Below are 26849 nucleotides of genomic sequence, written 5' to 3' on the forward strand. Positions count from 1 at the left end.
GCTACCGCTAGCGTCTTTAGTCGCCCTTGGTGCCGAACACGATTTCATCCCAGCTGGGGACGCTTGAGCGCTTGGGCTTGGCTGCCGCTTTACGCTCCAACCGTGCAGCAACTTCACTATCGCTGGGACCTGGTTCCTCGGAGTCTGCCGTTTGCGCTGCTGAAGTCGCTGCTGCTGCGGCGTCTGAGCGATCGGGCTGAGCCTGAATCTGCGCCAGGCGCCCCGTAGGCTCGCCCGAGAGGATCACTTCACGGGTCTCGGTGCTGACCTCGGACACGCTGCCCACGGTGGTGTCATCCGCTAGGCGCGGGGCAAGTTGCAGGAACGGCATTTTCCTGACGCGGTCCTTGACTGATTCACTCGGGGCCGCGCCATCCGGGGATCCCTCTGTGTCTGTGTCAGTGTCTGTGTCTGCCGCTGTGCCAGTTGTGTAGAGGGCCTCATCGCGGGGATGTGCTCCCGGTACGTGAGTGCCCAGCATGGCTGCGAGTTCGTCATCGCCGTTCTCGTCGATGCCCAGACGGACACCTCTACGGGAACGGAGCATGTCCAGGAGGCCATGGCCGGGGTAACTGGCTTCTGCTTCCGGAGCATCCGCAGGCGAGATCTCAGTGACATCGTCGCTCTCCAGCAGAGCGGTTGCTTCGCCCTCCGAGGAGCCATCGGCTTCGACGTCAAACGGCTTGTCCGCAACAGCACTGAGCCGGCGTTCCGGCACGGGGCTGTCGAGCGGCTCCAGCTCACTGAGCTGCTGTGCCCAGCGGTTGGCGTTCTCCAGGGACTTGCGCCCAGCATGGAAGCGCCACAGCGCCGGCGCCGGCTCGCCAATGCTAGTGGCGGCCCACTCGGTACCGGGCTCAAAATGAGCGCTGATGGTCCAGGAGCCGGCGTGCTCACGCCAAGCATCCCAACGCAGGGTTGACTCGTTGATCCCAAAGGCAGCAAGACGGTGCCGGACCATCTCATCCAAAGTGGTGGGTTCATCGTCAAGGGAAGGCAAGACGAGTTCAGAGGGCAGCGCAGTGGCAGCTACGTGAACCGCCCGGGCCTGGCCAGCAATATACTCACGTTCCGCCAAAACAGGTCCCTCGTAGCGGCGAACCTGCTCAAGTGAGAGGCCCGATTGTTCCGCCACATCATTGGCATTGGAGCCTGCCCGGATCAAGGACTGAATCTCACGGGGCGTCATGCGGGCCCCTGGCTGGTTCAGCCCGGGGGCGCGCTGGCTGGTCCTGCCAACGGCCGTGCGCAGTGCTTCATCTAGGGGGAGTAAATAATTGTCCCCATCAGGACCACTGAGCAGCAGGTGTTCGCCGTCGTCGTGGACACCCACTAGCCGTAGATCAGCCATGCCGTCCTCCAAAAAAGTCTCAATATTACAGTTCAAAACTTTGCCACCGATGCAAGGCTTTTCCTACTACCGCCATAGGCGTGGCGAAAGATGGCTGTGATATTTGTGCGTTTTGTGAACAATATCCCTAAAAATCCACACGTCGCCAGAAGGGATCCGGAAGCAGAAGCCCTATGACGGGGCCGCAAACTTAAGCCGGATGCGAACTCGCCGGGTGCCACTGCTGCCAGAACGGCCTGCAGGCTTTAAGATATTGGCTGTATTAAGCCAGATTTGTTTCTGGCGGCAAGAAGAAAAGAGAACAGCCATGAATACCGGTACTCGCCAGCAGCACAGGGCACCCCGCGCCCCAGGAAATCCTTCCAGCGCAGAAAAGTCCAGCACCGCAGGACGGGCCATAGCCGTCATTGACTCCACCGAGATCGAACTGGCTGAGCGCTACGAACTTCCAGGCGGGGAACTCCCTCCTGACGAGTTGGCTTTGGAAATCATTGCCGAACAGGTGGATGAATTTACCTGCAGCAGCTGTTTCCTGGTCCGGCATCGCTCTCAGCTGGCCAGGGAAAATCAGGGCATGAAGTACTGCAAGGACTGCGAGGGATAAATTCTTCCCCCCCCAAATCAGGCGTACGCCGGTCTAGCCGCACGCCAGAGTAGCCGTTTAGAGCAAAAAATACCCCTGGCATCAGTTCACTGAACGGATGCCCGGGGTATTTTCTGTTCACGGGGGACGCGAGAGTGCTATTGCTGTCCCACTCCGCGCAGAGCAGCCGCCAGGTATTCCGGGTTGCGGGAGGACGTGAGCCAGTAGGGCGTCCTGTCATCGGGGTCGGTGATCTCAATCTTCACAACTGGCTTGATCCAGCCGCGGATGCACAGGTACGCCAAGCCGTTGAGCTTGATGCCGCGCTGAGCGGTTGCGTCCTCACCGTGGTGGATGCTCACCTCCCCAACAAATTTCCGCTCAATCTGTGCCCGGCCAACCTGGAGAGTGTCCGGTGTGACAGTTATGGTGGGCGTGGATGTCACCAGAATCACTATCTGCAACAGCAGCAGGACGCCGAAAGCCACAAATCCGGCAAAGGGGCTGATGGGAATGAAGATCAGGATTCCCGCTGCTGACAGGCCCAGAACAATCACCCAGCCCCAGAAATTTGGCCAGAGCTTCTCGGTGTAGTTAGCCGTGACTGGGGAGGTGGCGCTGGGGGTCGATTGAGATGACATGGGACCAGCTTTTCATCTTTCCCTGAGTAATTCACCTTCTGGCCCAGACGAAGCAGATGAACAGCACGTAGCGCGCACGCAGGTGGCGGCCAGTTCTTCGCGATAGAGTGTCCTGTTGTGACCCATCAGACTTCTCCCGAAAACCCTGCCGTAGATCTCCCTCACCCCGTTGTTCAGGTGCAATTGCACATGCTCGACGCCGGGATCGAACCTCCCAGCTACGCCCACCCCGGCGATGCCGGAGCCGATCTTCGCAGCCGCATCGATCTCGTGTTGGCACCGGGGGAGCGCGCTCTGGTCCCCACCGGCGTCAGCATTGCACTGCCCTTTGGATTTGTCGCCTTGATCCACCCGCGGTCAGGCTTGGCCACCAAGCACGGGCTGACCATTGTCAACAGTCCCGGCACCGTCGATGCAGGTTACCGTGGCGAGATTTCCGTAACGCTGCTGAACACCGATGCGCATCACTCCATCTCCCTCTCACGGGGCGATAGAATTGCACAAATGGTGATTCAGCGTGTTGAAACCGCAGCGTTCATTGCGGTGGATGAGCTGCCGGATTCGGTGCGCGGCACCGGCGGCTTCGGTTCCACCGGTGGTTTTTCCCCGTCCACGAATACACCAGCGCCCAACTAACGGCTGATCTGCAGTGTCCATCATTTACAAGGAGTCTTAATTCCCATGGCTTTTGGGTTCGGTAAGAAAAACAAGAACAGCTCTGAGGAGTCTGCGGCAAATAGCGCTGCGGCAAGTGCAGAAACTGCAGACGAGGCGCAGGATTCCACGCAGGCCCCAACAGCCCTGTTGAACCTGCCGCCGGATCCGGCCGATACCGCTTACGATCGAGCAGTCCACGGCCCCCTTGATATCAGCGAGATTGAGAACACCGACGGTTACGTCGATCTTGGTGCCCTGATGGTCACCCCCCAAGAGGGCCTCTCACTGCGCCTTGAAGTTGAAGAAAACACGCAGCGCGTCATTGCCGTCACCTTGGACCTGAATGGTTCCAGCCTGCAGCTGCAGGCCTTTGCAGCATCTCGCTCGGAGCCGCTGTGGCGCGATATTCGCGAGCAGATTGGTCTCTCAGTTGGTTCGCAAGGTGGCGAAATCGAGATTCTTGACGGCACCTTTGGCAAGGAAGTTCTGGCCAAGGTTCCGGCGCAGAGCGACGACGGCAGCAAGGGCTTCCGGGTTGCACGCTTCATTGGTGTTGATGGTCCCCGTTGGTTCCTCCGAGGTGTCCTGGGTGGTGCCGCAGCCGTTGACGGTGAAGCCGCTCTGGCCTTGGAAGACTTGTTCCGTGGTGTGGTAGTAATCCGTGGCGAAGTGCCGTTGCCGCCCCGCGATCTGCTCTTGCTGCGTCTGCCCAAGGACGCTGTAACGGCCGCGCAGGCTGCTGCTGGTCCGGATATGGGTCCCGCTCAGGGGGGTTCACCCTTGGAGCGCGGCCCGGAAATCACCACGATCGGCTAGCGTTGCCTCCCGTTGAATTAGGTGCCTGGCCGGCGGCAACTCCCATTGATGAGTTGCCGCCGCGCGGGCGGGCCGTGTGCGTCGGCGTCATTGACGCCATCACCATCCTCCCTGCCACCGTTGCGCCCACCTACACGGCCATTTTGAGCGACGGGGAATCCGGACGCACCGACCGCAACGGTGGCAACCACCGCCTGCGTCTGGTGTGGCTGGGACGACGGCGGGTACCCGGCATTTCTGCCGGCGTTCGGCTGCGTGTTGAAGGAATGGTGTCCATGCTCGAGGGACTGCCCACCATGTACAACCCTCGTTACGAGATCATTGGAATCCAGGAGAGCTAGTTGAGTCAGCAGAACCCCGAAGAAAACGCCTCAGACCCGCTGAACCAGCCACATGAGCCAGATCAGCCAACCCGGTCAGCTCAGTCGGAGGGGCAGCCCGGTGGGGGTTTTGCGCAGATCGCGCAGGAAATGGCAGCCAAAAACCCGTTGGCCCGCAAGGACAATGGACATATTGACCTGCTAGCTGCAGCTGGTGGCATCAGAGGCATCGCCGAGAGTGTTTTGCCCGGCTTGGTCTTCTTGGTGGTCTTCACACTGACCCGGGACCTGACCATAGCCCTGGTGGGATCTGTGGCTGTGGCCGCCGTCTTCCTCGTTGCCCGGCTGATCCAACGCACGCCCCTGACGCAGGCGCTGGCCGGAATTGCCGGCGTCGCACTTTCAGCGTTTTTGGCGATGAAGACCGGCAAAGCCGAGAACTTTTACACTGTGGGTTTCTATACCAATGCCGCCTATATTGCCGCCATGGTGGTCTCGATAGCGGTGCGCTGGCCTGTCCTTGGACTGCTTTTTGGCTATGCCCGTAATGAGGGTGTGCGCTGGCGGGAGATGCCTGAGCGGCTCCGCGCCTACCGTGTGGCAACCTGGATTTTAGTCGGCGTCATGGCTGCCCGGCTGGCCGTACAGCTGCCGCTGTACTTCGCCGGGCAGGTGGACGCGCTCGGTGCCATGCGCCTGATCATGGGTGTGCCGCTGTACGCCTTTGGCCTGTGGATCGCCTGGCTCGTCAGCCGTCCCGTGGCAGAGGCTACTGCCGACGCTGACAGCTAGCTTCGCAGCAGGGTCCTGAGCTCATCCTCTGCGGCAATGGTGGTGATGAAGAACAGCTCATCGCCGGCCTCCACTACATCGTCAGGGCTCGGGGTGATGGGAGCCTCGTCGCGCAGGATCGCCACCAGCGTGGAATCGTGCGGCCACAAAATGGCGCCCACCGTGGAGCCAATCACGTTTGAATCGCCCGGTACCGTGAACTCCACCAGCGAGGCCACACCTGTCTGCAGGGTCAGCAAACGGACCAGGTCACCAATTTCCACTGCCTCTTCCACCAGCGCCGTCATGAGTCTGGGTGTATTTACGGCTACGTCAACGCCCCAGGAATCGTCAAACATCCAATCGTTTTTGGGGTTGTTGACGCGGCCCACGGTGCGGCCAACCCCAAACTCGGACTTGGCCAGCAGTGACACCACCAGGTTGACCTTGTCGTCACCTGTGGCTGAAACCACCACATCAGCTTCTTCGAGTTTGGCCTCGCGCAGAGTGGTAATTTCGCAGGCGTCACCCACCAACCAGCGGGCGCCCCGCAGTCCGCTCTTGCCAATGACCTCCGGTTTGGGGTCGATCAAGAGCACATCATGGCCGTTGGAGAGCAGTTCCTTGGCAATGGAGCAGCCAACGCTGCCAGCCCCGACAATGACTACCAGCATGATTAGTTCTCCTTCGCGGGGACTGCTGCCAAGATGCGTGCCACATCGGCTGAGCGGGTGCTGACCACCATGGCGTGGACGGTGTCGCCTTGTTGGTAGCTGGTGTCAGGTCCGGGCAGGATGCCCTCGCCAAAACGAGTCAAGTAGGCCACCCGTACTTCGGCGGCCTGTTCGATGTCCACAATATGGTGGCCAATCCACTCCGGATGCAGGGCTAGTTCACAGAGGAATAGCCGTCCGGAGGGTTCCCGGAAATCGCCCTTGATGGCGGTCTCGGGCAGAATTCGCCGCAACACCTGATCGGCGCTCCACCGTACGGCAGCCACCGTGGGGATACCTAGGCGCTGGTAGATCTCGGCTCTGCCGGGATCGTAGATCCGGGCTACCACATGTTCCACATGGAAGGTTTCCCTGGCTACTCGGGTGGCCAGGATGTTGGAGTTGTCGCCGCTGGAGACCGCGGCAAAAGCATAGGCGTTTTCAATGTCGGCCTGCTTCAGGGTGTCCTGGTCAAAGCCAACACCTGTAATCTTGCGGCCGCCGAACCCTGTGCGCAAACGACGAAAAGCCCGTTCATCTTGGTCGATGATGGCCACGGAGTGGCCCGAGTCCTCCAAAGCATGGGCCAAGGTGGCGCCCACCCGGCCGCAACCCATGATCACAAAATGTGCCATTGACGCTCCCTGTTGTGGCAGAAACGAAGACAACGTCCCCGGTGCTGCTGGTGTGCACGGCTTTCTTAAGCCGTGTTTTCTAAGCCGTGCGGATACCAATTTCACGCCCCGTGGGGCCAAACGGTCAAGTTGAGGTGCGCTTATGTCTGTCACTGTGACCTCACCGGTCCGCGTGTGGGCGCGTTCCACAAGTGTGTCTTTAGTGCGTCTCCAGTGTGTCATGCAGTGTGTCATGAGAGCACCCTGCGGCCGGGCACCGGGCGGGTACCCCTTAGGGGTGCTAGCGTTACCCGCGTGCTGAATTTCTTCAACGCGTTCAAGCGGGTCCTTGTGGGGCGCCCGTTCCGCAATGACAAGCTGTCCCACACGCTGTTGCCCAAGCGCATCGCGCTGCCCGTTTTTGCCTCCGACGCGTTGTCCTCGGTGGCGTACGCCCCGGATGAAATTCTGCTCACGCTGGCACTGGCCGGCGTGGCTGCGGTGTCACTCTCACCCTGGGTGGGGCTGGCCGTCATGGTGGTCCTGCTGACAGTCGTGGCCTCCTACCGCCAGAACGTACACGCCTACCCCTCCGGCGGTGGCGATTATGAGATTGCCACTGTCAATCTGGGTAAGCGTGCCGGGCTCACTGTTGGCTCTGCGCTGTTGGTGGACTACGTCCTCACGGTGGCGGTGTCCATGTCATCTGCGGCCCATTACCTTGCCACAGCGATACCTGGCTGGCACGGCACCCAAGCCGTGATCGCCGTCGTCGGTGTCATTATTTTGGCACTCGTGAACCTGCGCGGCATCCGGGAAGCGGGCTCCGTGTTCGCCGTTCCCACGTACATTTTCATGTTCTGCATCTTCGCCATGACTGCCGCCGGAATCTTTCAGGCCGCCACGGGAACGCTGGGACGGGCGCAGTCGGCCCAGTTTGAGATTGTGCCCGAGGCCGCCTTCAACCAGGGCCTGGTGGGGCTCGCCGGCGCCTTCTTGTTGCTGCGCGCCTTCTCCTCCGGCGCCGCGGCGCTGACTGGTGTGGAAGCCATCAGCAACGGTGTGCCGAATTTCCGCAAGCCCAAGAGCAAAAACGCGGCCACCACCTTGCTACTGCTGGGCGCCATCGCCGCCGGCATGATGGCCAGCATCTTGTTCCTGGCCAACGCCACGGGCGTTCATATTGTGGCCGATCCACACACGGAATTCTTGTTGAACGGTGTGGCCCCGCCCACTGATTACGTGCAGAATCCATCCATCAGTCAGATCGCCGCCACTATATTCGGTTCCGGCTCCATTGCATTTTTCATCATCGTGGCCGCCACGGGCGCCATCTTGGTGTTTGCCTCCAATACGGCCTTCAACGGCTTCCCCGTCTTGGCCTCCATCTTGGCCAAGGACGGCTACCTGCCCCGGCAGCTGCGCACCCGTGGCGACAGGCTCGCCTTCAGCAACGGCGTGCTGTTGCTGGCTGTGGGTGCCATTGTGCTGATTGTGGCCTTCAATGCCGATGTCACCCGCCTGATTCAGCTCTACATTGTGGGTGTGTTCATCTCCTTCACCGCCAGCCAGCTGGGCATGATGCGCCATTGGGGCCGGGAGCTGCTCACTGTCAAAGACAAGGCCATCCGGTTCCGCATGAAGCGGTCGCGGGTGATCAATACGATCGGTTTCTCCATGACGCTGACCGTGCTGCTCATTGTGCTGGTGACGAAATTCGAACAGGGCGCTTGGATTGCGCTCTTGGCGATGGCCGTGCTGTTCGTGATCATGTGGAGCATCCGCGAACACTACGACAACGTGGCCAAGGAACTGGCCGTGGAGACGGATTCGGCGATCAAGGCGCTGCCAGCCCGGATTCACGCGGTGATCTTGGTCTCTCACGTGCGTAAGCCGGTCATGCGGGCGATCGCCTTTGCCCGCGCATCAAGGCCTTCCACGCTGGAGGCAATCACAGTTGATTTGGATTCTGCGGAGACCGAGGCCACCATCGCGGATTGGGAGCGGCTGTCCATCCCGGTACCGTTGACTGTGTTGGCGAGTCCTTATCGGGAAACGTTGACGCCGCTGATCGACCATATTAAGGCCATGCGCCAGGATTCACCGCGTGATCTGATAGTGGTATACATCCCGGAATACGTGGTGGGCAAATGGTGGGAGCAGCTGGTTCACAACCAGACGGCCCTGCGCATTAAGACGCGATTGCATTTTGAACCAGGAGTAGTGGTTGCCAGCGTGCCGTGGCAGCTGAAGTCCTCCACCGACGCAAAGAAATATCAGGAATAGAACTTATGAGCGAGCCCACCAGTACCACCCGCCTCACCGTTACAGTAGGTCCCGTGGCCCATGGCGGCCATTGCGTTGCCCGGCATGAGGGCCGCGTGATCTTTGTGCGCCACGCCATTCCCGGCGAGACGGTGGAGATCGCCCTGACCGAGAACGACGACGACGCCAAGTTTTGGCGCGCGGATGTCACTCGCGTTGTGGAAGCCTCGCCCGAACGCGTGGAGCACTTCTGGCCCGAGGCCGACGCCCTGCGCGCCGCCGCCCGCCATGGCTCACCCATCGGTGGAGCCGAATTCGGTCACATCTCCCGCAAGGGACAGCTGGAACTGAAGAGCGCAGTGGTGCGGGAACAGCTCGAACGCTTGGGCGGCCTGTCCGCCGACTCAGTGGATGCCTTGTTCAGTGCAGGTGTTGAAGATGTGGATGCGAAGGGCAATGCCGATCAGCAGGCTGGCCTGGGGTGGCGAACCCGTGTTGGTTTTGCAGTCACTCCGTCCGGCAAATTGGGCATGCACGCACACCGCTCGCACACCATTCTTCCCATCCAGGAAATGCCCCTGGCCATTCCGGCTGTTGACGAGCTGCGCCTGTGGGACTTGGACTTCACAGGCATTGATCGTGTTGAGGTTGCAGCACCCGCCAATGGCTCCGGCGTTCTGGTGCTGCTGGCACCGGTTCATGGACTCAGCGACAAGGCTGCCGGCAGTGCCGTCAAGCGGATCGCCCGCTCGCTGGCAGCACTTCCCACCCCTCCCTCGGTTGCCCGCTGGAACCCGGAAAATAGTGCCATTGAAGTGGTCAGCGGCCGTGGCTGGGTCAAGGAAACCACTGATGACCACGAGTTCCGTGTCACCGGTGACGGCTTCTGGCAGATTCACCGCATGGCCCCCAAGGTCTTGACGGACGCTGCACTCGGCTACCTGTTGCAGGGCGGCTACCTGAACGACGGCGCCGATGTGGCAGACCTTTACGCAGGCGCCGGCCTGTTCACCGCCCCGCTAGCTGACGCAGTAGGTTCCGATGGCAGCGTCCTCTCCGTGGAAGGCTCCCCAGGTACCAGCCGTGACGCCCGCAAGAACCTGCACGCCAGCGAGCAGGTAGAAATCCTGCAGGGCCGCGTGGAGAAGATCCTCGGTACCCAATCCCGAGCATCACACACTGAGGCCGGACAGCGGCGCCACTTTGACGCCGTCGTCCTTGATCCGCCGCGCGCAGGTGCCGGCAAGGCTGTTGTCAGGGCCCTGGTTGCCACCGCACCCAAGGCCATTGCCTACGTTTCCTGCGATCCGGCAGCCTTTGCCCGCGACGTCAAGTACTTTGCCAACTCCGGTTGGAAGATCGAGAAGCTGCGCGCCTTCGATCTGTACCCGCACACGCACCACGTGGAAACAGTGGCGCTCCTTGTCCCAGTAACGGCAAAAGCCAGCACCACCGACTAGGGCGTTCCGTGAACCAGAGCGCAGCGAAACAGCGGCCGCCCCGGCGAGATCTCACGCGTAACAAGCCCAAGAGCACCCTCTTGGCAGAGCGGCGTGAGGAACACCGCCGTGCCGCCATGGCCGCGGCTCGCGCGGCACTGGCCCCGGTGGACGCCGTCGCTTTGGCGGAGACCGGGCTCGACGCCGGACAGCTTCACGAACGCCGTGCCGCGGAACTGACCAATGCGGTGGCGCATGAAAGCAGCCGCAGTATTTGGGCCATTGTGCGGGCCAACGTCTTCACCTTGTTCAACACGGTGCTGGGGTGCTGCCTGGTGTTGGTGCTGGTGGTGGGGGATCCCCGTGATGCGCTGTTTGGTTTCATTGTGGTGGCCAACGCCGCCATTGGTGTGGTGCAGGAGTACCGCGCTAAGCGCACCTTGGACAAGCTCGCGGTGCTGCATGCACCGCGAGCCCGGGTGCTCCGAGACGGAGTGGAATCCGACATTGCCGTGGCCGAGGTGGTTCATGACGACGTCCTGCTGCTGCGCACCGGCGATCAAGTTCCGGCTGATGCCACGCTTTTGTCCTCTGAGGCGTTGGAGATTGACGAATCCTTGCTAACGGGGGAGTCCGACCCCGTCAGTAAGGCTCCCGGTGATGCTGCCTTGTCTGGTTCTGCTGTGGTGGCCGGTTATGGCAGCGCTCGAGTTCACGCTGTGGGGGCCGAATCCTACGCGTCCGGGCTCACCGCCGAGGCGCGACGGTTCTCGCTTGTCAATTCCGAGATTCGCAACTCGATCAACCGCATCATCTTGTACATTGCCTGGGCGCTGATCCCCATCATTGTGTTGGTCATCAACGGCCAGATGAGTGCGCACGGTGGCTGGGCTGCGGCTATTGCCTCGGGGCAGTGGCGCATTGCGGTGGTCAGTGCCGTGGCCAGCATTGTCGCCATGATTCCCGAAGGGCTGGTGCTGCTGACGAGCATCTCCTTCGGTATGGCGGCGGTATCCTTGGCTCGCAAGCAGGTTCTGGTTCAGGAACTGCCAGCTGTTGAAGGTCTGGCTCGTGTGGACATGGTCTGCCTGGACAAGACCGGCACGCTGACAGAAGGCCGCATGGAATTGGCTGACACCACAGTCTTTACGCCGGTTCCGGGATGGGAATCGGTGCTGGCTTGGCAGGGTGCTCATCCCAATGCGAATGCCACCGCTGCCGCCCTTTCCGCGTCCTACACGCAGGCCACTGCTGAGTTGGCTACTGCCGAAGTTCACTTCAGTAGTGCGCGCAAGTACAGTGCCGTCTCTTTTGGGCACGGGCCTGCGGCCGGGGACTGGGTGCTGGGCGCCCCGGAAGTAGTGCTTGGCGCCGGGGCTCACCCTGAAGCATTAGCGGCCTCATACGACGCCGCTGGCAAGGGCTTGCGCGCCGTAATTCTCGCGCACCGCACCGTGCAGGAACAGGCGGGCAAGCCGTCATCGGAGGGTCTTGCCGCGGAGGAAGAATTTAGCTTGGCGGGTCTGGCTCCCGTGGCCCTATTGGTGTTCCGCGAACGGGTCCGCCCGGACGCCGGTGCCACCTTGGCCTACTTCCGCGAACAGGGCGTGGAACTGAAAATCATCTCCGGTGACAACCCCCGGACAGTGGCCGCCGTGGCCCGCGATGTCGGCTTTATCTTCGACGGAGACGGATATGACGCGCGGGAACTGCCAGATGACCTTGAAGCGCTGGCCGATGTGCTGGAGCGAGAAAGCGTCCTGGGCCGGGTCACGCCGGAGCAGAAAAAGTCCATCGTGCTGGCCTTGCAGAGCCGCGATCACGTGGTGGCCATGACCGGAGACGGCGTCAATGACGCGCTGGCTCTCAAGCATGCCGACATTGGTATCGCCATGGGCAGCGGCGCGGCTGCCACCAAAGCGGTTTCGCGGCTGGTGCTGCTCGACGGACAGTTCTCCCACCTGCCCTCGGTGGTGGCTGAAGGGCGTCGGGTGATCGCCAACGTGGAGCGAGTAGCTAACTTGTTCCTGACAAAAACCACGTACGCCATCATCATTTCAGTGGTCATTGGCGTGCTGATGTGGCGCTACCCGTTCCTGCCACGCCAGCTGTCCATTGTGAGCTCCATGACAATTGGCATCCCGGCCTTCTTCCTTGCGTTGCTGCCGAATGCGCGCAGATACCAGCCTGGATTCCTTCGCCGAACACTCATGTTCGCCATCCCGTCTGGAACTATTGTGGCCGCTTGCATCATGGCTGTGTACGCGTTCGCCCGAGCGTTCCCGAACCCAGCTTTGAGTGGTGAGCTGCTGATCCGTGAGGCGCAGACGGCTGTCACCATGACAGTTTTGTTGGTGGCCCTCTGGGTCTTGGGTACGTTGGCGCGGCCTTTTGACAAGTGGCGGGCCCTGTTGGTCGCTGCCATGGTCCTGGGATTGGTTCTTGTCATGGCCGTGCCGTTTGCCCGGAAGTTCTTTGCCCTCGATATACCCAGCGGGGGACTGTTAGCGGCTACTATTGCGGTAACTGCAGCAGGGTGCATCGCAATTGAGCTCCTCTACCGTTTCTTGAAGAAGCGCGGAGCAGTTTCTGAGCGTGAGTAAGGCGTGCCTAACTGGCGTGCGGTCCCGTGCTTGACAAAGATAAAAGTAGTGGCGAGAGGAGTCCATCGATGACTAATGTGGACAGTTTCGGTTCCAAAGGCGTACTTAATGTAGCCGGAACCGATTACGAGATTTTCCGACTGAACTCGGTAGAAGGCGCCAAGAGCCTTCCGTTCAGCCTCAAGGTTTTGCTAGAGAACCTGTTGCGTACCGAAGATGGTGCGAACATCACAGCCGATCACGTACGTGCATTGGCAGGTTGGGACCCGAATTCGGAGCCCGACACCGAAATTCAGTTCACCCCGGCCCGTGTCATCATGCAGGACTTCACTGGAGTTCCTTGCATCGTTGACCTGGCTACCATGCGTGAAGCTGTCAAGGAACTCGGTGGCGACCCCACCCGAGTGAACCCCTTGGCTCCTGCCGAAATGGTTATTGACCACTCCGTGCAGATTGACGTTTTTGGCAACTCCGACGCCGTCGAGCGCAACATGGACATTGAGTACCAGCGCAACGGCGAGCGTTACCAGTTCCTGCGCTGGGGACAGACTGCCTTTGAAGACTTCAAGGTTGTTCCCCCGGGCATGGGTATTGTGCACCAGGTAAACATTGAGTACTTGGCCCGCACCGTCATGACCCGCGAGGTCGACGGCGTATTGCGCGCCTACCCGGACACCCTGGTTGGCACCGACTCCCACACCACCATGGTCAACGGCCTGGGCGTGTTGGGTTGGGGCGTTGGCGGCATCGAAGCTGAAGCAGCCATGTTGGGCCAGCCGGTTTCCATGTTGATTCCGCGCGTTGTCGGCTTCAAGCTGACCGGGTCCATCCCGGCCGGCGCAACCGCAACCGATGTGGTTTTGACCATCACCGAGCAGCTGCGTAAGCACGGCGTCGTCGGTAAGTTCGTGGAGTTCTACGGTGAAGGTGTTGCCGGGGTTCCGTTGGCTAACCGCGCCACCATCGGAAACATGAGCCCGGAGTTCGGCTCCACGGCTGCCATGTTCCCGATCGACTCCGTCACGGTTGACTACTTGCGTCTGACCGGCCGCTCGGAAGAGCAGCTGGCACTGGTTGAGGCTTACGCCAAGGAGCAGGGCCTCTGGCACGATCCTTCGGTAGAGATCAAGTTCTCCGAGTACCTCGAGCTGGACCTGTCCACGGTGGTTCCCTCCATCTCAGGCCCGAAGCGCCCGCAGGACCGCATTGAACTGAGCAACTCCAAGGCCCAGTTCCGTTCCGATCTGAACAACTACGTTGCCGCTGACGCAGACGCTGACGGCAACACGGTTGACGAGTCCTTGGAAGAATCCTTCCCGGCCTCCGACGCCCCGTCGTTCACTCACCCGGGTGCTCACACCCATGACACCGAGCGCACAGTGGTTTCCGCTGCCGCCGGTGCCAATGGCCGTGTGTCAGCTCCGATCCATGTGAAGAACGAATCAGGCGTTGAGTTCGAGCTGGACCACGGTGCAGTCTCGATCGCCTCGATCACCTCTTGCACCAACACCTCCAACCCTTCGGTGATGCTCGCTGCAGCCGTTCTGGCTCGCAACGCCGTCAACAAGGGTCTGTTGTCCAAGCCGTGGGTCAAGACCTCCGTGGCTCCGGGCTCCAAGGTTGTCACTGACTACTACGAGAAGTCAGGGCTTGTTCCGTTCCTGGAAAAGCTGGGCTTCTACACTGTTGGTTACGGCTGCGCCACGTGCATCGGTAACTCCGGTCCCTTGGACACCGAAGTTTCAGCAGCCATCGCTGAAAACGACCTGTCCGTGACAGCTGTTCTCTCCGGTAACCGTAACTTCGAAGGCCGCATCAACCCGGACGTCAAGATGAACTACCTGGCCTCACCGCCGCTGGTCATCGCCTACGCCCTGGCCGGTTCCATGGACTTCGATTTCGACACCGATGCACTTGGCCAGGATGCCGATGGCAACGATGTTTTCCTTGCTGACATTTGGCCGAACCCGGTTGAGGTCCAGGAAGTCATGGACGCCTCGATTGACCGCGAGATGTTCACCAACTCCTACGCCACCATCTTCGATGGCGACGATCGCTGGAAGGCTCTGGAAACTCCCGAAGGCAACGTCTTCGAGTGGGATCCCAAGTCCACCTACGTCCGTAAGCCCCCGTACTTCGAGGGTATGAAGGCAGAAGCTGATCCGGTTCAGGACATCGCCGGCGCGCGCGTCCTGCTCAAGCTCGGCGACTCGGTCACCACCGACCACATCAGCCCTGCAGGTTCCTTCAAGTCGGAAACCCCGGCCGGACAGTACCTGTTGGCTAACGGTGTGGAGCGCAAGGACTTCAACTCCTACGGTTCACGCCGTGGAAACCACGAGGTCATGATTCGCGGAACCTTCGCGAACATCCGTATCCGCAACCAGATCCTGGACAACGTTGAAGGTGGCTTCACCCGCGACTTCACCCAGGCTGACGGACCGCAGGCGTACATCTACGATGCATCCGTCAACTACCAGGCTGCTGGCACTCCGCTGGTAGTTCTGGCTGGTAAGGAATACGGCTCCGGCTCATCACGCGACTGGGCTGCCAAGGGCACCGCATTGCTGGGTGTGAAGGCAGTTGTCGCCGAGAGCTACGAGCGCATCCACCGCTCCAACCTCATCGGCATGGGCGTCTTGCCCCTGCAGTACCCGGCCGGCGCCAATGCCGAATCACTGGGTCTCACCGGCACCGAGACGTTCTCCGTCGAAGGCGTCACCGAGCTGAACAACGGCACCACGCCCAAGACGCTCAAGGTCACAGCAGTTGCAGAAGACGGCACCACCGTGAGCTTCGATGCCGTTCTGCGCATCGACACCCCCGGTGAAGCAGACTACTACCGTAACGGTGGCATCCTGCAGTACGTACTGCGCCAGATCTCCGCAGGGAACTAGTCCCCATCCGCCGGCCCGAAAATCGCTGACGCGATTTTTGGGAACCTGGCGGGCGTGGGCCCACCCACGCCCTCCCTAACTCAAGCCGCTGGCGCGTCTTGAGTTAGGGCCCTCGGGCGTGTGGGCCCAACGTGGTCGGTTAGATTCGGCGCGTGGGCCCAACGTTTCCGGCGAGATCAGAGTGTGGGACCAACGTGTTCGGCTCGTTCCGGCGCGTGCGGTTCATCACTGTGGAGCAGGTTGTAAGTGAGAAATGCCGCCGTTTCTGGTTTTCGCTAGGGTTTGTTCCCTAGCGAAAACCAGAAACGGCGGCATTTCTCGTCAAAAGTGTCCTCGCGAAGAGCCGCGGACGCGATATTGTTAGACGTTGACCGTGCACCCAGGAGGTAACCCATGGGACTTTTAGAATCCATCACGCACCCGCGTGACCTGAGCCGGCTCAGTGAGCAACAAATGGAGGAGCTGGCCCAAGAAATCAGGGACTTCCTCATCGCTAACGTGTCCCAGACCGGTGGCCATTTGGGCCCAAACCTGGGCGTTGTTGAACTGACTCTGGCCATCCACCGAATCTTTGATTCTCCGCGGGACAGCATCGTTTTTGACACCGGACACCAGTCCTACGTTCACAAGCTGGTGACTGGCCGGCACGATTTTTCCACCCTGCGTCAGCAAGGCGGGCTGTCCGGGTACCCGGAACGTGCCGAGTCTGAGCATGACATTGTGCAGAGCTCACACGCTTCCTCGTCATTGTCCTGGGCCGACGGCATTGCCCGTGCACACCAGCTCCGGGGCGAAAATGATCGTTACGTGGTGGCCGTCATTGGCGACGGCGCCCTGACCGGCGGCATGACGTGGGAAGCCATTAACAACATTGCTGCTGACAAGGACCGTAAAGTTGTCATCGTTGTCAATGACAACGGACGTTCCTACGCTCCCACAGTGGGTGGCGTTGCAGATTACCTGGCGTCGCTGCGCCCTGCCATTGATCACGTGCGGACCCACAGGAAGTACGAAGCGTCCATGTATTGGGGCAAGAAGCGCCTTCAAGAAGGCAACGCTGCCGGCCGCTTTGTGTATAAGAGCTTGCACGCCGCCAAGAAGGGCGTCAAAGACTGGTGGGCACCCCAGGGACTCTTTGACGATCTCGGCATGAAGTACGTGGGTCCGGTTGACGGCCACGACGAGAAGGCCATGGAGACGGCTCTGCAGCTGGCCAAGAACTACGGTGGGCCCGTCATTGTGCACGCGTTCACGGAAAAGGGCCGCGGCTATGCGCCCGCCCGTGCTGATGAAGACGATCAGTTCCACGCTGTCGGGGTCATTAATCCCGAGACGGGCCGTGCTGTAGAAGCGGCCAGCGGTAAGTCCTGGACGAGCGTTTTTGGTGAGGAAATCACCACGATCGCCGAGGAACGCGATGACATTGTGGCCATTACCGGTGCCATGTTGCTGCCCATGGGATTGGCTGGATTTGCGCAAAAGTACCCCGAACGCGTCATTGATGTGGGTATCGCCGAACAGCACGCCGTAACCATGGCGGCCGGGATGGCCTTCGGTGGCCTGCATCCTGTGGTGGCCATTTACGCCACGTTCCTCAACCGAGCCTTCGATCAGCTGCTCATGGATGTTGCCCTGCACAAGGCCGGGGTCACCATTGTGCTGGACCGCGCCGGTGTGACCGGGCCAGACGGTCCCAGTCACCACGGCATGTGGGATATGTCCATGCTGCAGATTGTTCCTGGGCTGCACTTGGCCGCTCCGCGTGATGCCGAGCGCCTGCGCGAGGAACTCCGCGAAGCAGTTGCCATTTCCGATGCCCCCAGTGTGGTGCGGTATTCCAAAGGCAATGTCGGGCCGGAAATTGTGGCCCTCGAGCGCTTGTACGACGGCGTTGACGTCCTGGCCCGCTCCCAGCACGAGATGCCCGGTGCCGGTGCGGACCCGCAGACAGATGTTCTGATTGTCAGCGTCGGGGCCATGAGCGAACTGTGCCTGGACGTTGCCAACCGCATTGGTGCCCAGGGCATCAGCTCTACCGTGGTAGATCCGCGCTGGGTCATGCCCGTTCCGCGTTCAATCGTTCAGCTGGCCTCCCAGCACCGAATCGTCATTGTGGTTGAAGATGGCGTGCGTGCCGGTGGTGTGGGCTCCCGAATCCGTCAGGAACTGCGGGCTGCTGGCATCGATACTGCGCTAAATGAGGTTGGTCTGCCCGTAGAATTCCTGGACCACGGCACTCGAGGTCAGGTTCTGGAACGTGTTGGTCTGACGGCGCAGCGAGTGGCGCAGGACGTCGTCGAACAGGTCCTTGGCACGAAGGTTCCGTTTGCCCGGCCTCTGCCAGGCCAGCCCGCCCCGCGCACAGGTCAGCTGCCGATCCTGTGACGGCTGTGCAAGATTCAGCTGTTGCAGCGCCGGATGCGGTGGATGTCCCGCGCGTTGGTGATCTGGTGGTGGCCCGCAACCGCAAGTACGACGGTACTGCGCACTGGGTGGTGCCGGGCCACTATCTGGGCACCGATGAGTTTGGGCACTGGATATTTCAGGGCACCAACGAGTTCATTTCGCGTCCCGGCGCAGCCCTGTACACCGAGTCCGACGCGGTCTTGCTGATCCCCTTCACGGGTGATTGGGTGGCCACCTTCTATGATGAGGCGCATCCTGAAAAGGTTGAGTTGTACATAGATTTGGCCATTGACCTGCAGTGGCGCCGCATTCGCCCCAACGTGATCGAATTCCACATGATTGACATGGATCTGGACGTGGTTCGCACGGCGGCCCGCGGGCTCTATGTGGACGATGAAGACGAATTTGCCCAGCACCGCATTGAACTGGCCTACCCCGACGAGCTTGCCGTCCGCATGGAATCCTCCTGCGCGGAGCTCGTTACGGCAGTGGCCGGCGCCAATGCCCCATTCGACGGTCGCGATGCGGCCTGGTTCACCCTAGGAAGGACGTCGCGATCAGTATGAGCGATAACAGCAGCGAGTTCATCAATGAGACCATTTTGGCCGGCCTCGACCCCAACATTGTGCGCATGTTTAAGAAGGACGACGCCGGAGCTTTGCTCTTCCGCGAAGCGTGGGTTGACGCTGGGGGAGGCGAAGACAACGAAGGGGCCGAAGAGAATGAAGTGGTAGTCGCGCCGGAGATTTTCTTCGTCGTCAACCACGGCACAGTGGGACATGTGAGCACCTCAAAAGAGGTCGCGGTAGCGAGCCTCGAAGAGGCAGAAGGCATGCTGGCGGCATTCTCCGAACAGAGTGTTGCCGACGGCTTTGCACCGTTGGCCCGGGATGATCAGTTCTTGGTGGTGGCTCAGTTCGCGTTGAAGAACGATCGGGTCTCGGACCGCGACAAACACTTGGCCTTCCGGGTGAAGGAATCCTTGACAGCCCACTTGGCATGGCGTGGCAGCGGAGTGTTGGAAAAGATGGAATTCACAGCGGCCGGTCACGGTCTCGGCAAGCTCAACGTGTACATTGTGGCTCCGGACGCGGCCCGCGCCGTGGCCAATGTGAAGGTGTGCATCCGCGAGGAAAAGCTCGACTTCACGAAGCTGACTGTGGCTACCGGACCCATCGGTGATGTAGCGGCACTTCGGGCCAAACACAGCCCCACAGGCACCACCCACTTCAGCCTGTAGCGGACACTTGGTTCCCGCTCTGAACGGCCGGATGCAAGTTTTCGGTACAGTGGAACCATGATTGAATACCGAGCAGTAGGCCGTTCCGGACTGACCGTTTCCACTGTGGGCCTCGGGTGTAACAACCTGGGCCGCAGTGGGACGGCGACACAAACGCAAGAGGGAAGCAACGCCGTCGTGCATGCCGCATTGGACGCGGGCATCACGCACTTTGATGTGGCTGATGTTTATGGCATGACGCCTGGGCTCAGTGAAACTATCCTGGGCAAGGCGCTGGGCACGCACCGTGCCGACGTTGTTGTGGCCACAAAATTCGGCATGGATACCCAGGGTGCCAACGGGGCGGATTGGGGCCATCGCGGTTCGCGGACGTACATTCTGCAGTCGGTTGAGGCATCGCTGCGCCGGCTCAATACCGATTATTTGGACTTGTTTTACTATCACACCCCGGATGGGCTCACGCCCATGGCGGAGACGCTTTCGGCGCTGGATTCACTGGTTCAGGCCGGTATGGTTCGCTACATTGGCCATTCAAATTTGGCTGGCTGGCAGATCGCTGACGCCGAACATACTGCGCGCGCGCTAGGCACCGAGCGGTTTGTGGCGAGCCAGAATCACTACAACCTCTTGGATCGTCGTGCGGAGCAGGAAGTGACTCCGGCAGCGGAGGCGTTCGGCTTGGGTGTCATGCCGTACTTCCCGCTGGCCAACGGTTTGTTGACGGGTAAGTACAAAAATGGTGTGGTTCCCTCCGGTAGCCGGCTCTCCCATACGCGCCAGAACCTGGTGACCGACGCCGATCAAGACCAGTTTGCCGCATTTAGCGCGTTCGCTGTGGCCCGTGAGCTGACCGGGGTTCAGGTGGCGTTTTCCTGGCTGGCAGCACAACCTGCCGTGGCCAGTGTCATTGCTGGGGCCACGAAGCCTGAGCAAGTGAGCCAAAATGCTGCGGCCGCCAGCTGGAAGCCCACGGCCGAAGATTTGGCGGAGCTGGATCAGATTTTCCCGCGGACGCCGAAGGTCGCTTTGTTCTAAGGTGTTTGCGCCTGCGCTTCATTAACATCGAATGGGACGCCACTTCATCAGTGGCGTCCCATTCGAGATTAACCGCCCGCAGGAGCAAAGTGTCGCCACTAGATGGAAACGGTGATCCATTCGCCGTCGATGGCTGCGGCGAAGCGGGGGAGGGCAGCTTTGGCCGGTCCAGAGACCACAGTGCCGTCGCTGCCCTTGAAAACAGAGCCATGGCAAGGGCACTTGAAGTCTTCTCCGTGCGGTGCCACCTTGCAGCCAGCGTGTGTGCAGATGTCGGTGTAGGCCAAAACGGTGGTTTCGTCCTGGCGGAACAGGACCACTTCAACGTCCCCGGCCGTGGCCCCAGCAGTGCCTCCGACGGGCAGATCGGCCAGCTTGCCTACCTGATGCGGGGTGCCACCCGTGGGGATGGCATCAGAAGTTTTGCCTTTGCCAGCTGCCGCGTTTCCGGCAGGCGCACACCCCGCCAATGCTAGGGCGCAGGCCGCGCCGGAGGCTGCAGTGGTGGCGCGGAGGGCTGAACGGCGGGTCAGAGAAGGCTCAACAGTCATGGCCCCATTCTTTCAGTTGAAGCTGAAAGAAAGCCAAACGGGCACGCCTCCCGTGATTTTTCATTGTCTGGTGAACCTGTCCAAGGCAGGCAGCGCGGGCAAGTACTTTCAACCGATGCCTTAGCTATGCAAGAGCATCTGGTAGAGATTGTGATCCTGCCATTTGCCGGCAATTTTCAGATATTGCGGGGCCATACCAATTTGTTGGAATCCTGATTTCAGCAGCACCCGCTGTGAGCCGGCATTGTCCAGGAGAGTACTGGCTTCAATCCGGTGCAGGCCCAGATCTGCACGTGCTGATTCGATGATGGCCTGGACAGCGGCACAGGCCAGTCCCCGGCCCGTATATCTACCATCCACCCAATAGCTCAGAATGCTGGTCTGGAAGGGGCCACGCACTATCCCGGCTAAGTTGAATCGGCCCACTATGGCATCGCCTGCAACCAAAGCAAAGGGATGGGCGGTTCCGGTCGCATGGTCGGCAAGCCGGCTGGCAATATCTGTAGCCTGCCATTCCTGCGTGTAGTACTCCTGTGGGCGGGATGGTTCCCAATAGGCAAGGTGGTCGCGGTTGCGCGCAAGGGCAGTGGTCAGCGCGGCTGCGTCATTGGGGACCAAGAGCCGCATACTGATGTCGTCTTGGAGTTTGCGAGGTTTGAACACCTGTCAACGGTAGCCGGGAGCCTTGTCGATGGTGGTTATTTGGAGTCTGTGTCACGGTGGTGGTAACACCGCTAGCTGTGGAGCCGCGCCATGTTCAAGACGAGGAACCCTTCCATCGCCCCATCGAGCCCAGAGTTCCGGTCTTCCCGGAACGACGCGCGGGCCCGCACCTTAGCAACAAGGTGCGGGCCCGTCGTCGTGCGCAGGAGGACTAGGAAGCGGCGTGGAACGGCCTCCCATTGACGCGCTGGGAAGCGCCAACGCGGTCCAGATACGGGGTGATGCCACCCAAATGCATGGGCCAGCCAGCACCAAGGATCATGCAGAGGTCAATGTCCTCGGGCCCGGCAACAACACCTTCTGCGAGCATGAGGCCAATCTCCTCCGCCAGTGCGTCCTGCGTCTTGCGCAGCAGCTCCTCACCCGTGGAGGGAGTGTTGCCAAAGCTCAGCAGGGCCAGAGTGTCCGCGGGAATGGACACGGAGCCATCGGCCGCGGTCTCCCACAACCCCTTCTTGCCGCCATCGATGAGGGCCTGCTGATTAGCAGAGACATGGAAGCGGTCGCCAAAGGCCGTGTGGAGTGATTCGGTGACATGCTGAGCCACCGGAATGCCCACCATGGCCAGCAGGGTGAACGGGGTCATGGGCAGGCCCATGGGGCGTAGGGCCGTGTCGGCCGTGTGAGCGTCGGTGCCCTCGTCAAACGCCTTGGACACCTCGGCCATGAGGCGCAATAGCACCCGGTTCACCACAAACGCGGCCGCATCCTTGACCAATACCGCCGTCTTGCGCAGGGCCTTGGCCGTGGCAAAGGCTGTGGCGAGCACGGCGTCGTCGGTCTTGGGAGCGCGAACAATTTCCAGCAGTGGCATGACGGCCACAGGGTTGAAGAAGTGGAAGCCCACCAGTCGTTCAGGGTGCTTCAAGTCTTCGGCCATGGCTGTGACGGACAGCGAGGAGGTGTTGGTGGCGAGGATGCACTCGGGGGAGACAATGGCCTCCACCTCGGCGAACACTGCCTTCTTGACGTTGAGTTCCTCAAACACGGCCTCGATTACGAAGTCGGCGTCGGCAAACACGTCCTTGGAGACGGAGCCTGTCACGAGCGCCTTCGTGCGGTTCGCGGCGTCCTGGCTGATCCGCCCCTTGGCGAGCAGTTTATCCACCTCGCCGTGCACGTAGGAAACACCCTTCTCCACCCGTGCCGCATCAATGTCAGTCATGACCACCGGCACCTTGAGCTGGCGGGCAAACAGCAGCGCAAACTGCCCGGCCATGAGTCCCGCGCCCACCACGCCGACCTTCGTGACGGGGCGCGCCAGCTTCGGGTCCGGTGCACCGGCCGGCTTCTTGGCCCGCTTCTGCACCAGATCCAGAAACGCGTAGACGGTGTCCTTGAACTGCGGCGTGCCCATGAGCTCGGCCAGCGCCGCATCCTCGGCCGCGAAGGATTCCGTCTTCGTAAAGTGTTTGCCCTTTTCCAGCAGCTCAATCACCTTGGCCGGAGCCGGGGCGGCATTGGAGGTCTTGGCCTCCACAAACGTCTTAGCGCGCACGACGGCGGCATCCCAAGCTGCGCTGTTTTCCTCGCTCAGCGGTTCGCTCACCGCGTTGGGGCGGCTGACGCTTTCGGCGCCGGCTAGAACGCGGGCCGCCCACTTCAGGGACTGCTCCACAAAATCAGCGGGCTCAAACAAGGCGTCGGTAATGCCGAGCTTGTAGGCTGCCGGGCCGCTCAGGGTGCGGTTGTTGCTCAGCGCATTCTCAATCATGACCTGTACGGCGTTGGCCGGGCCGATCAGGCGGGGGAGCAGATACACGCCGCCCCAGCCTGGCACCAGACCGAGGAACGCCTCGGGCAGAGCCAGTGCGCCGGCACCAGTGGAAACTGTGCGGTAATTGGCGTTGAGCGCAATCTCAAGCCCGCCACCCAGAGCCAATCCGTTGATGAAGACAAAGCTTGGAACACCCAAGTCATTGAGCGTGGAATAGACATCGTGTCCCAGTTGCGCCATCCAGAGTGCGGCTTCGGGATCCTTGAGGCTCTTGACGGCAGAAAGATCTGCGCCAGCCACCAGGAAGAACGGCTTGCCGGTGACGCCCACGCCGAGAATCTCACCCCGAGCGGCCCGCTCACGCTGGGCCTCCAGTGTGGTACCCAATTCAACGAGGGTATTGGGACCCAGCGTGGTGGGACGGCGATGGTCCAGGCCGTTGTCCAGCGTAATCAAGGCAAAGGTTCCGGCGCTCGGCGCGCCGTCCACGCCAGGAAGAGCAATGTCCTGCACATACGAGTGCGTCACAACCTCATCCGGGAACATGGCTGCGAGTTTGGTGAAGTCCTGGGCGCTCATGCTGCGCTCCCTTCAGTGGAGGTAGACGTTTCGGCGGCAGTGGAGGTGGTTTCAGGGCTGGGGACAAAGTGCGGGTTTTCCCAGATGACGGTGGCGCCCATGCCCAAGCCAATGCACATGGTGGTGATGCCGTACTGCACGGAGTGGTCTTCTTCGAACTGCCGGGCCAACTGGTTCATGAGGCGCACGCCGGAGGAGGCCAAAGGGTGGCCCACGGCGATGGCGCCACCATAGCGGTTAACGCGAGGGTCGTCGTCGGAGATGCCAAAGTGGTCAAGGAAGGACAGCACCTGCACGGCGAAGGCTTCATTGATTTCGAACAGGCCAATATCCTCGATGCTGAGCCCAGCCAAACGAAGTGCCTTCTCGGTGGCGGGGACGGGCCCAATACCCATGACCTCCGGGGCGACACCGGCAAACGCGTAGCTGACAAGACGCATTTTGACGGGCAAACCGAGCTCAGCGGCAGCCTCGGCAGAAGCCAAAAGGGCCGCCGTGGCGCCGTCGTTCAGTCCAGCGGCATTGCCGGCGCTGACCCGGCCATGGGCGCGGAAGGGAGTGCGAAGCGCTGCCAAATCTTCAACCGTGGTGCCGGGGCGAGGCGGCTCATCCACGGTGTTGACGGTCCAGCCAGCACCCGGCTTGAGCGTAGCAACGGGAACCAGATCGGGCTGGATCTGTTCCTTGGCGTAGGCGGCGGCGAGCTTGTTTTGGCTGGCCACGGCGTACGCATCGGTGCGATCCTTGGTGATGGCGGGGAAGCGATCGTGGAGGTTTTCGGCTGTGTTACCCATGTTCAGGGCGGCCGGATCCACAATGCGCTCGGACATGAAGCGGGGGTTCGGATCGGCTCCGGCGCCCATTGGGTGGTGGCCCATGTGCTCCACGCCGCCGGCGATGACCACGTCATAAGCGCCAAAGCCAATGCCCGACGCCGTCGTTGTCACCGCTGTCATGGCGCCAGCGCACATCCTGTCGATGGCAAATCCGGGCACGGACTGCGGCAGGCCAGCCAAGAGGGCGGCGGTGCGCCCAATGGTCAGGCCCTGATCTCCGGTCTGCGTGGTGGCGGCAATAGCCACTTCGTCAATGCGTTCGGCGGGGAGGGAAGGGTTGCGGCGCATGAGCTCGCGGATGCACTTGACCACCAGGTCGTCGGCGCGGGTGTTGGCGTAGATGCCCTTTTCCCCGGCGCGGCCAAAGGGGGTGCGGACGCCGTCAACAAAGACCACGTCCCTGATCTGCCGATTTTGGCTCACGTCTAACTCCTTGGTTGCGTTCAATGGTGTTCACTCCAGCCCAGCCTAGCGGTGGAGAGTGTGTCGCAACTCATGTTACTCGTCAGTAACTTAGAGGTCAAAATGGCGTGATTGTGACCCGGCGCAGCCTTAAACCACCTCGAGCGGTGAGTAGTGAGCAATGTTTATCGCAAACATTGCTCACTACTCACCGCTCGAGGGGTTGGAGGTGCGGGTTCTAACTATCGCTAGGTGTGATTACTTCTCGCGGTGCTAGCGGCTCGGGGTTGTTCATGGAATCGACCAGGAGAGCCGCCGTCTTTTCAATCTGCCAGTTTCGGGCACCCAGTTCAGCCAAGGCCTCGGAGATGCTCTCCACTGTGATGGTCGACGGCGGACGCCAGCACACGCGGCGCAGGTGATCCGGGGTCAGAATGTTCTCAGACGGGATGTTCAATTCCTCGGCGAGTTCTGTCATCTTGGTCCGGGCCGTGGCGAAACGTGCTGCTGCCACCGGATCACGCTCGGCCCAGACGCGCGGCGGCGGGGGAGTGTTGTTGGAGACCTGCAGGGGTGGCAGATCCGTGCTGTTCTTGCCGGTCTGGATCGCATGCAGCCACTTGGGTGCGTCGCGCTTGGCTGAGCGGCCATGGAAGCCGGAGAGCGCCAATAGTGCCGGAACCGTGGCGGGCATGCCCTTGGCGGCGGCAATGATGGCTGAGTCAGGGATCAGCCTCCCCGGTGCAATATCACGGTGCTCGGCGAGCTTCTCGCGGGTCTGCCACAGTTCGCGAACAGCTGCGAGCTGGACGCGGCTGCGGATGGTGTGAGATCCGGAGGTGCGCCGCCACGGATCGACGCGGGGCGCGGGCACGCCAGCGTCCATCAAGTGTTGGAATTCCTGGGCGGCGAAATCAAGTTTGCCGTCCTGCTCCAACAGGGCCAGAAGTTCTTCCTCAAGATCCACCAGAACTTCGACATCGAGTGCCGCGTAACGTAACCACGGTTCGGGAAGTGGGCGGGTGGACCAGTCAGCTGCGGAATGCTCTTTGGCCAGATGGAAGCCCAAAAGGGACTCCACCACGGCGCCCAGTCCTACGCGAGGAAGCCCGGCGAGGCGGGCGGCAAGCTCAGTGTCAAACAACTTATCCGGCCACATGCCGACGCCTGACAGGCAGGGCAGGTCCTGGCTGGCGGCGTGCAGAATCCACTCGACGCCGCGCAAGGCCTCGTCAATGATCTTCAAATCTGGGAACGCTTCGGGGTCAATAAGCCACGTTCCGGCACCTTCACGGCGGATCTGTACCAGCATGGCGCGTTGGCCGTAGCGGAAACCGGAGGCACGTTCAGTATCAACGGCGGCCGGGCCGGTGCCTGCTTCAAGGGCTGCAGCGCATCGCTTCAGGGCCGGCTCAGTATCGACGACGGCGGGAATCCCGTCGCGGGGCATGTCCAGATTCACTAAGTCAGGCAAATCGCCCAGTTCCAGACGAACGCCGTCAATCACCACCGACGTCAGTGGTGTGGGGGCCAGATCTGTGCTTGTGCCGGATGCCGAACCGGAGGGAGAGGTGTCCTCTAGCCCTGCGGTGGTGGATCTGCGGCCTTGATGTGTTGTAGACATTTTGGCCCTGGCGCGGCTGTGTGTGCTTGAATCTGCATTGGTCATGATGCTCTTAGTCTACCGAAT

22 protein-coding genes are annotated in these 26849 nt (G+C 61.1%); 13 read left to right on the forward strand and 9 right to left on the reverse strand.

What is annotated here, in order from left to right; translation table 11 throughout:
• Positions 1 to 16 precede the first annotated feature (16 nt).
• Positions 17 to 1351: a septation protein SepH gene (sepH, locus tag CXQ93_RS16950; protein ID WP_104111657.1), complete on the reverse strand. Its 1335-nt coding sequence runs from the start codon at positions 1349 to 1351 to the stop codon at positions 17 to 19.
• Positions 1352 to 1658: 307 nt separating this feature from the next.
• On the opposite strand from sepH, the gene CXQ93_RS16955 reads away from it, so the two are divergent.
• Positions 1659 to 1955, forward strand: coding sequence for a DUF4193 family protein (locus CXQ93_RS16955; RefSeq protein WP_104111607.1), 297 nt, complete (start codon positions 1659 to 1661; stop codon positions 1953 to 1955).
• A 137-nt stretch (positions 1956 to 2092) separates the two neighbouring features.
• Here CXQ93_RS16955 and CXQ93_RS16960 read toward each other — a convergent pair whose 3' ends face one another.
• Positions 2093 to 2575 carry a DUF3093 domain-containing protein gene (locus tag CXQ93_RS16960; protein ID WP_104111608.1) on the reverse strand — a complete coding sequence of 161 codons (483 nt, stop codon included), beginning with the start codon at positions 2573 to 2575 and terminating at the stop codon, positions 2093 to 2095.
• Positions 2576 to 2692: 117 nt separating this feature from the next.
• On the opposite strand from CXQ93_RS16960, the gene dut reads away from it, so the two are divergent.
• The 4 genes from dut to CXQ93_RS16980 are packed head-to-tail and all read left to right on the forward strand — an operon-like array spanning position 2693 to position 5160.
• Complete coding sequence (gene dut, locus CXQ93_RS16965) at positions 2693 to 3211, forward strand: dUTP diphosphatase (protein ID WP_258069087.1); 519 nt, start codon at positions 2693 to 2695, stop codon at positions 3209 to 3211.
• Between the two features lie 45 nt (positions 3212 to 3256).
• Positions 3257 to 4048 (forward strand): DUF3710 domain-containing protein, encoded by a 792-nt coding sequence (locus tag CXQ93_RS16970; RefSeq protein WP_104111610.1) that lies wholly within the window; start codon positions 3257 to 3259, stop codon positions 4046 to 4048.
• A gap of 2 nt (positions 4049 to 4050) precedes the next feature.
• On the forward strand, positions 4051 to 4389 hold the full coding sequence (locus CXQ93_RS16975) for an OB-fold nucleic acid binding domain-containing protein (protein ID WP_104111611.1): 339 nt from the start codon (positions 4051 to 4053) through the stop codon (positions 4387 to 4389).
• The gene (locus CXQ93_RS16980) at positions 4390 to 5160 is read left to right on the forward strand and encodes a DUF3159 domain-containing protein (RefSeq protein WP_256939865.1); all 771 of its coding nucleotides are present in this window, start codon (positions 4390 to 4392) and stop codon (positions 5158 to 5160) included.
• On the opposite strand, the gene CXQ93_RS16985 is transcribed toward CXQ93_RS16980, so the two are convergent.
• Entirely contained in the window at positions 5157 to 5813 is a 657-nt protein-coding gene (locus CXQ93_RS16985; RefSeq protein WP_062290079.1) for a TrkA family potassium uptake protein, read from the reverse strand. The genes CXQ93_RS16980 and CXQ93_RS16985 overlap by 4 nt on opposite strands.
• Positions 5814 to 5815: 2 nt before the next feature.
• Positions 5816 to 6487, reverse strand: a complete 672-nt coding sequence (locus tag CXQ93_RS16990) for a TrkA family potassium uptake protein (protein WP_104111612.1) — start codon at positions 6485 to 6487, stop codon at positions 5816 to 5818.
• Positions 6488 to 6781: 294 nt separating this feature from the next.
• Between CXQ93_RS16990 and CXQ93_RS16995 the strand changes: the two genes are divergently transcribed.
• From CXQ93_RS16995 to CXQ93_RS17030, 8 genes are all read left to right on the forward strand, one after another.
• Entirely contained in the window at positions 6782 to 8752 is a 1971-nt protein-coding gene (locus CXQ93_RS16995) for an APC family permease (protein ID WP_104111613.1), read from the forward strand.
• A gap of 5 nt (positions 8753 to 8757) precedes the next feature.
• The gene (locus tag CXQ93_RS17000; RefSeq protein WP_104111614.1) at positions 8758 to 10191 is read left to right on the forward strand and encodes a class I SAM-dependent RNA methyltransferase; all 1434 of its coding nucleotides are present in this window, start codon (positions 8758 to 8760) and stop codon (positions 10189 to 10191) included.
• A gap of 8 nt (positions 10192 to 10199) precedes the next feature.
• Positions 10200 to 12773, forward strand: a complete 2574-nt coding sequence (locus CXQ93_RS17005) for a cation-translocating P-type ATPase (protein WP_258069088.1) — start codon at positions 10200 to 10202, stop codon at positions 12771 to 12773.
• Positions 12774 to 12841: 68 nt separating this feature from the next.
• Positions 12842 to 15670 carry an aconitate hydratase gene (locus CXQ93_RS17010; RefSeq protein WP_104111615.1) on the forward strand — a complete coding sequence of 943 codons (2829 nt, stop codon included), beginning with the start codon at positions 12842 to 12844 and terminating at the stop codon, positions 15668 to 15670.
• A gap of 393 nt (positions 15671 to 16063) precedes the next feature.
• Positions 16064 to 18055, forward strand: coding sequence for a 1-deoxy-D-xylulose-5-phosphate synthase (dxs, locus tag CXQ93_RS17015; RefSeq protein WP_104111616.1), 1992 nt, complete (start codon positions 16064 to 16066; stop codon positions 18053 to 18055).
• A gap of 5 nt (positions 18056 to 18060) precedes the next feature.
• Positions 18061 to 18642: a DUF402 domain-containing protein gene (locus tag CXQ93_RS17020; RefSeq protein WP_181036199.1), complete on the forward strand. Its 582-nt coding sequence runs from the start codon at positions 18061 to 18063 to the stop codon at positions 18640 to 18642.
• Positions 18639 to 19316 (forward strand): hypothetical protein, encoded by a 678-nt coding sequence (locus CXQ93_RS17025; protein WP_104111617.1) that lies wholly within the window; start codon positions 18639 to 18641, stop codon positions 19314 to 19316. The genes CXQ93_RS17020 and CXQ93_RS17025 overlap by 4 nt, the downstream gene beginning before the upstream one ends.
• A gap of 57 nt (positions 19317 to 19373) precedes the next feature.
• The gene (locus tag CXQ93_RS17030; RefSeq protein ID WP_104111618.1) at positions 19374 to 20351 is read left to right on the forward strand and encodes an aldo/keto reductase; all 978 of its coding nucleotides are present in this window, start codon (positions 19374 to 19376) and stop codon (positions 20349 to 20351) included.
• Between the two features lie 98 nt (positions 20352 to 20449).
• On the opposite strand, the gene CXQ93_RS17035 is transcribed toward CXQ93_RS17030, so the two are convergent.
• The 5 genes from CXQ93_RS17035 to CXQ93_RS17055 form a co-directional block, all read right to left on the reverse strand.
• The gene (locus CXQ93_RS17035) at positions 20450 to 20902 is read right to left on the reverse strand and encodes a Rieske (2Fe-2S) protein (protein WP_104111619.1); all 453 of its coding nucleotides are present in this window, start codon (positions 20900 to 20902) and stop codon (positions 20450 to 20452) included.
• A gap of 120 nt (positions 20903 to 21022) precedes the next feature.
• The gene (locus CXQ93_RS17040) at positions 21023 to 21565 is read right to left on the reverse strand and encodes a GNAT family N-acetyltransferase (protein ID WP_258069089.1); all 543 of its coding nucleotides are present in this window, start codon (positions 21563 to 21565) and stop codon (positions 21023 to 21025) included.
• Positions 21566 to 21776: 211 nt separating this feature from the next.
• Entirely contained in the window at positions 21777 to 23921 is a 2145-nt protein-coding gene (locus CXQ93_RS17045) for a 3-hydroxyacyl-CoA dehydrogenase NAD-binding domain-containing protein (protein ID WP_104111621.1), read from the reverse strand.
• Positions 23918 to 25180 (reverse strand): acetyl-CoA C-acyltransferase, encoded by a 1263-nt coding sequence (locus CXQ93_RS17050; RefSeq protein ID WP_104111622.1) that lies wholly within the window; start codon positions 25178 to 25180, stop codon positions 23918 to 23920. The genes CXQ93_RS17045 and CXQ93_RS17050 overlap by 4 nt, the downstream gene beginning before the upstream one ends.
• A gap of 217 nt (positions 25181 to 25397) precedes the next feature.
• The gene (locus CXQ93_RS17055; RefSeq protein WP_104111661.1) at positions 25398 to 26783 is read right to left on the reverse strand and encodes an HRDC domain-containing protein; all 1386 of its coding nucleotides are present in this window, start codon (positions 26781 to 26783) and stop codon (positions 25398 to 25400) included.
• Positions 26784 to 26849 lie beyond the last annotated feature (66 nt).

It is taken from the genome of Arthrobacter sp. N199823, assembly GCF_002929705.1.
In the GTDB taxonomy this organism is placed as follows: Bacteria; Actinomycetota; Actinomycetes; order Actinomycetales; family Micrococcaceae; genus Specibacter.

Bases quoted from the DNA above. Each gene is read 5' to 3' on its own strand.
- sepH (WP_104111657.1), bottom strand. From the start codon at position 1,351: ATGGCTGATCTACGGCTAGTGGGTGTCCACGACGACGGCGAACACCTG.
- CXQ93_RS16955 (WP_104111607.1), top strand. From the start codon at position 1,659: ATGAATACCGGTACTCGCCAGCAGCACAGGGCACCCCGCGCCCCAGGA.
- CXQ93_RS16960 (WP_104111608.1), bottom strand. From the start codon at position 2,575: ATGTCATCTCAATCGACCCCCAGCGCCACCTCCCCAGTCACGGCTAAC.
- CXQ93_RS16970 (WP_104111610.1), top strand. From the start codon at position 3,257: ATGGCTTTTGGGTTCGGTAAGAAAAACAAGAACAGCTCTGAGGAGTCT.
- CXQ93_RS16985 (WP_062290079.1), bottom strand. From the start codon at position 5,813: ATGCTGGTAGTCATTGTCGGGGCTGGCAGCGTTGGCTGCTCCATTGCC.
- CXQ93_RS16990 (WP_104111612.1), bottom strand. From the start codon at position 6,487: ATGGCACATTTTGTGATCATGGGTTGCGGCCGGGTGGGCGCCACCTTG.
- CXQ93_RS17000 (WP_104111614.1), top strand. From the start codon at position 8,758: ATGAGCGAGCCCACCAGTACCACCCGCCTCACCGTTACAGTAGGTCCC.
- CXQ93_RS17010 (WP_104111615.1), top strand. From the start codon at position 12,842: ATGACTAATGTGGACAGTTTCGGTTCCAAAGGCGTACTTAATGTAGCC.
- dxs (WP_104111616.1), top strand. From the start codon at position 16,064: ATGGGACTTTTAGAATCCATCACGCACCCGCGTGACCTGAGCCGGCTC.
- CXQ93_RS17025 (WP_104111617.1), top strand. From the start codon at position 18,639: ATGAGCGATAACAGCAGCGAGTTCATCAATGAGACCATTTTGGCCGGC.
- CXQ93_RS17030 (WP_104111618.1), top strand. From the start codon at position 19,374: ATGATTGAATACCGAGCAGTAGGCCGTTCCGGACTGACCGTTTCCACT.
- CXQ93_RS17035 (WP_104111619.1), bottom strand. From the start codon at position 20,902: ATGACTGTTGAGCCTTCTCTGACCCGCCGTTCAGCCCTCCGCGCCACC.
- CXQ93_RS17045 (WP_104111621.1), bottom strand. From the start codon at position 23,921: ATGAGCGCCCAGGACTTCACCAAACTCGCAGCCATGTTCCCGGATGAG.
- CXQ93_RS17055 (WP_104111661.1), bottom strand. From the start codon at position 26,783: ATGTCTACAACACATCAAGGCCGCAGATCCACCACCGCAGGGCTAGAG.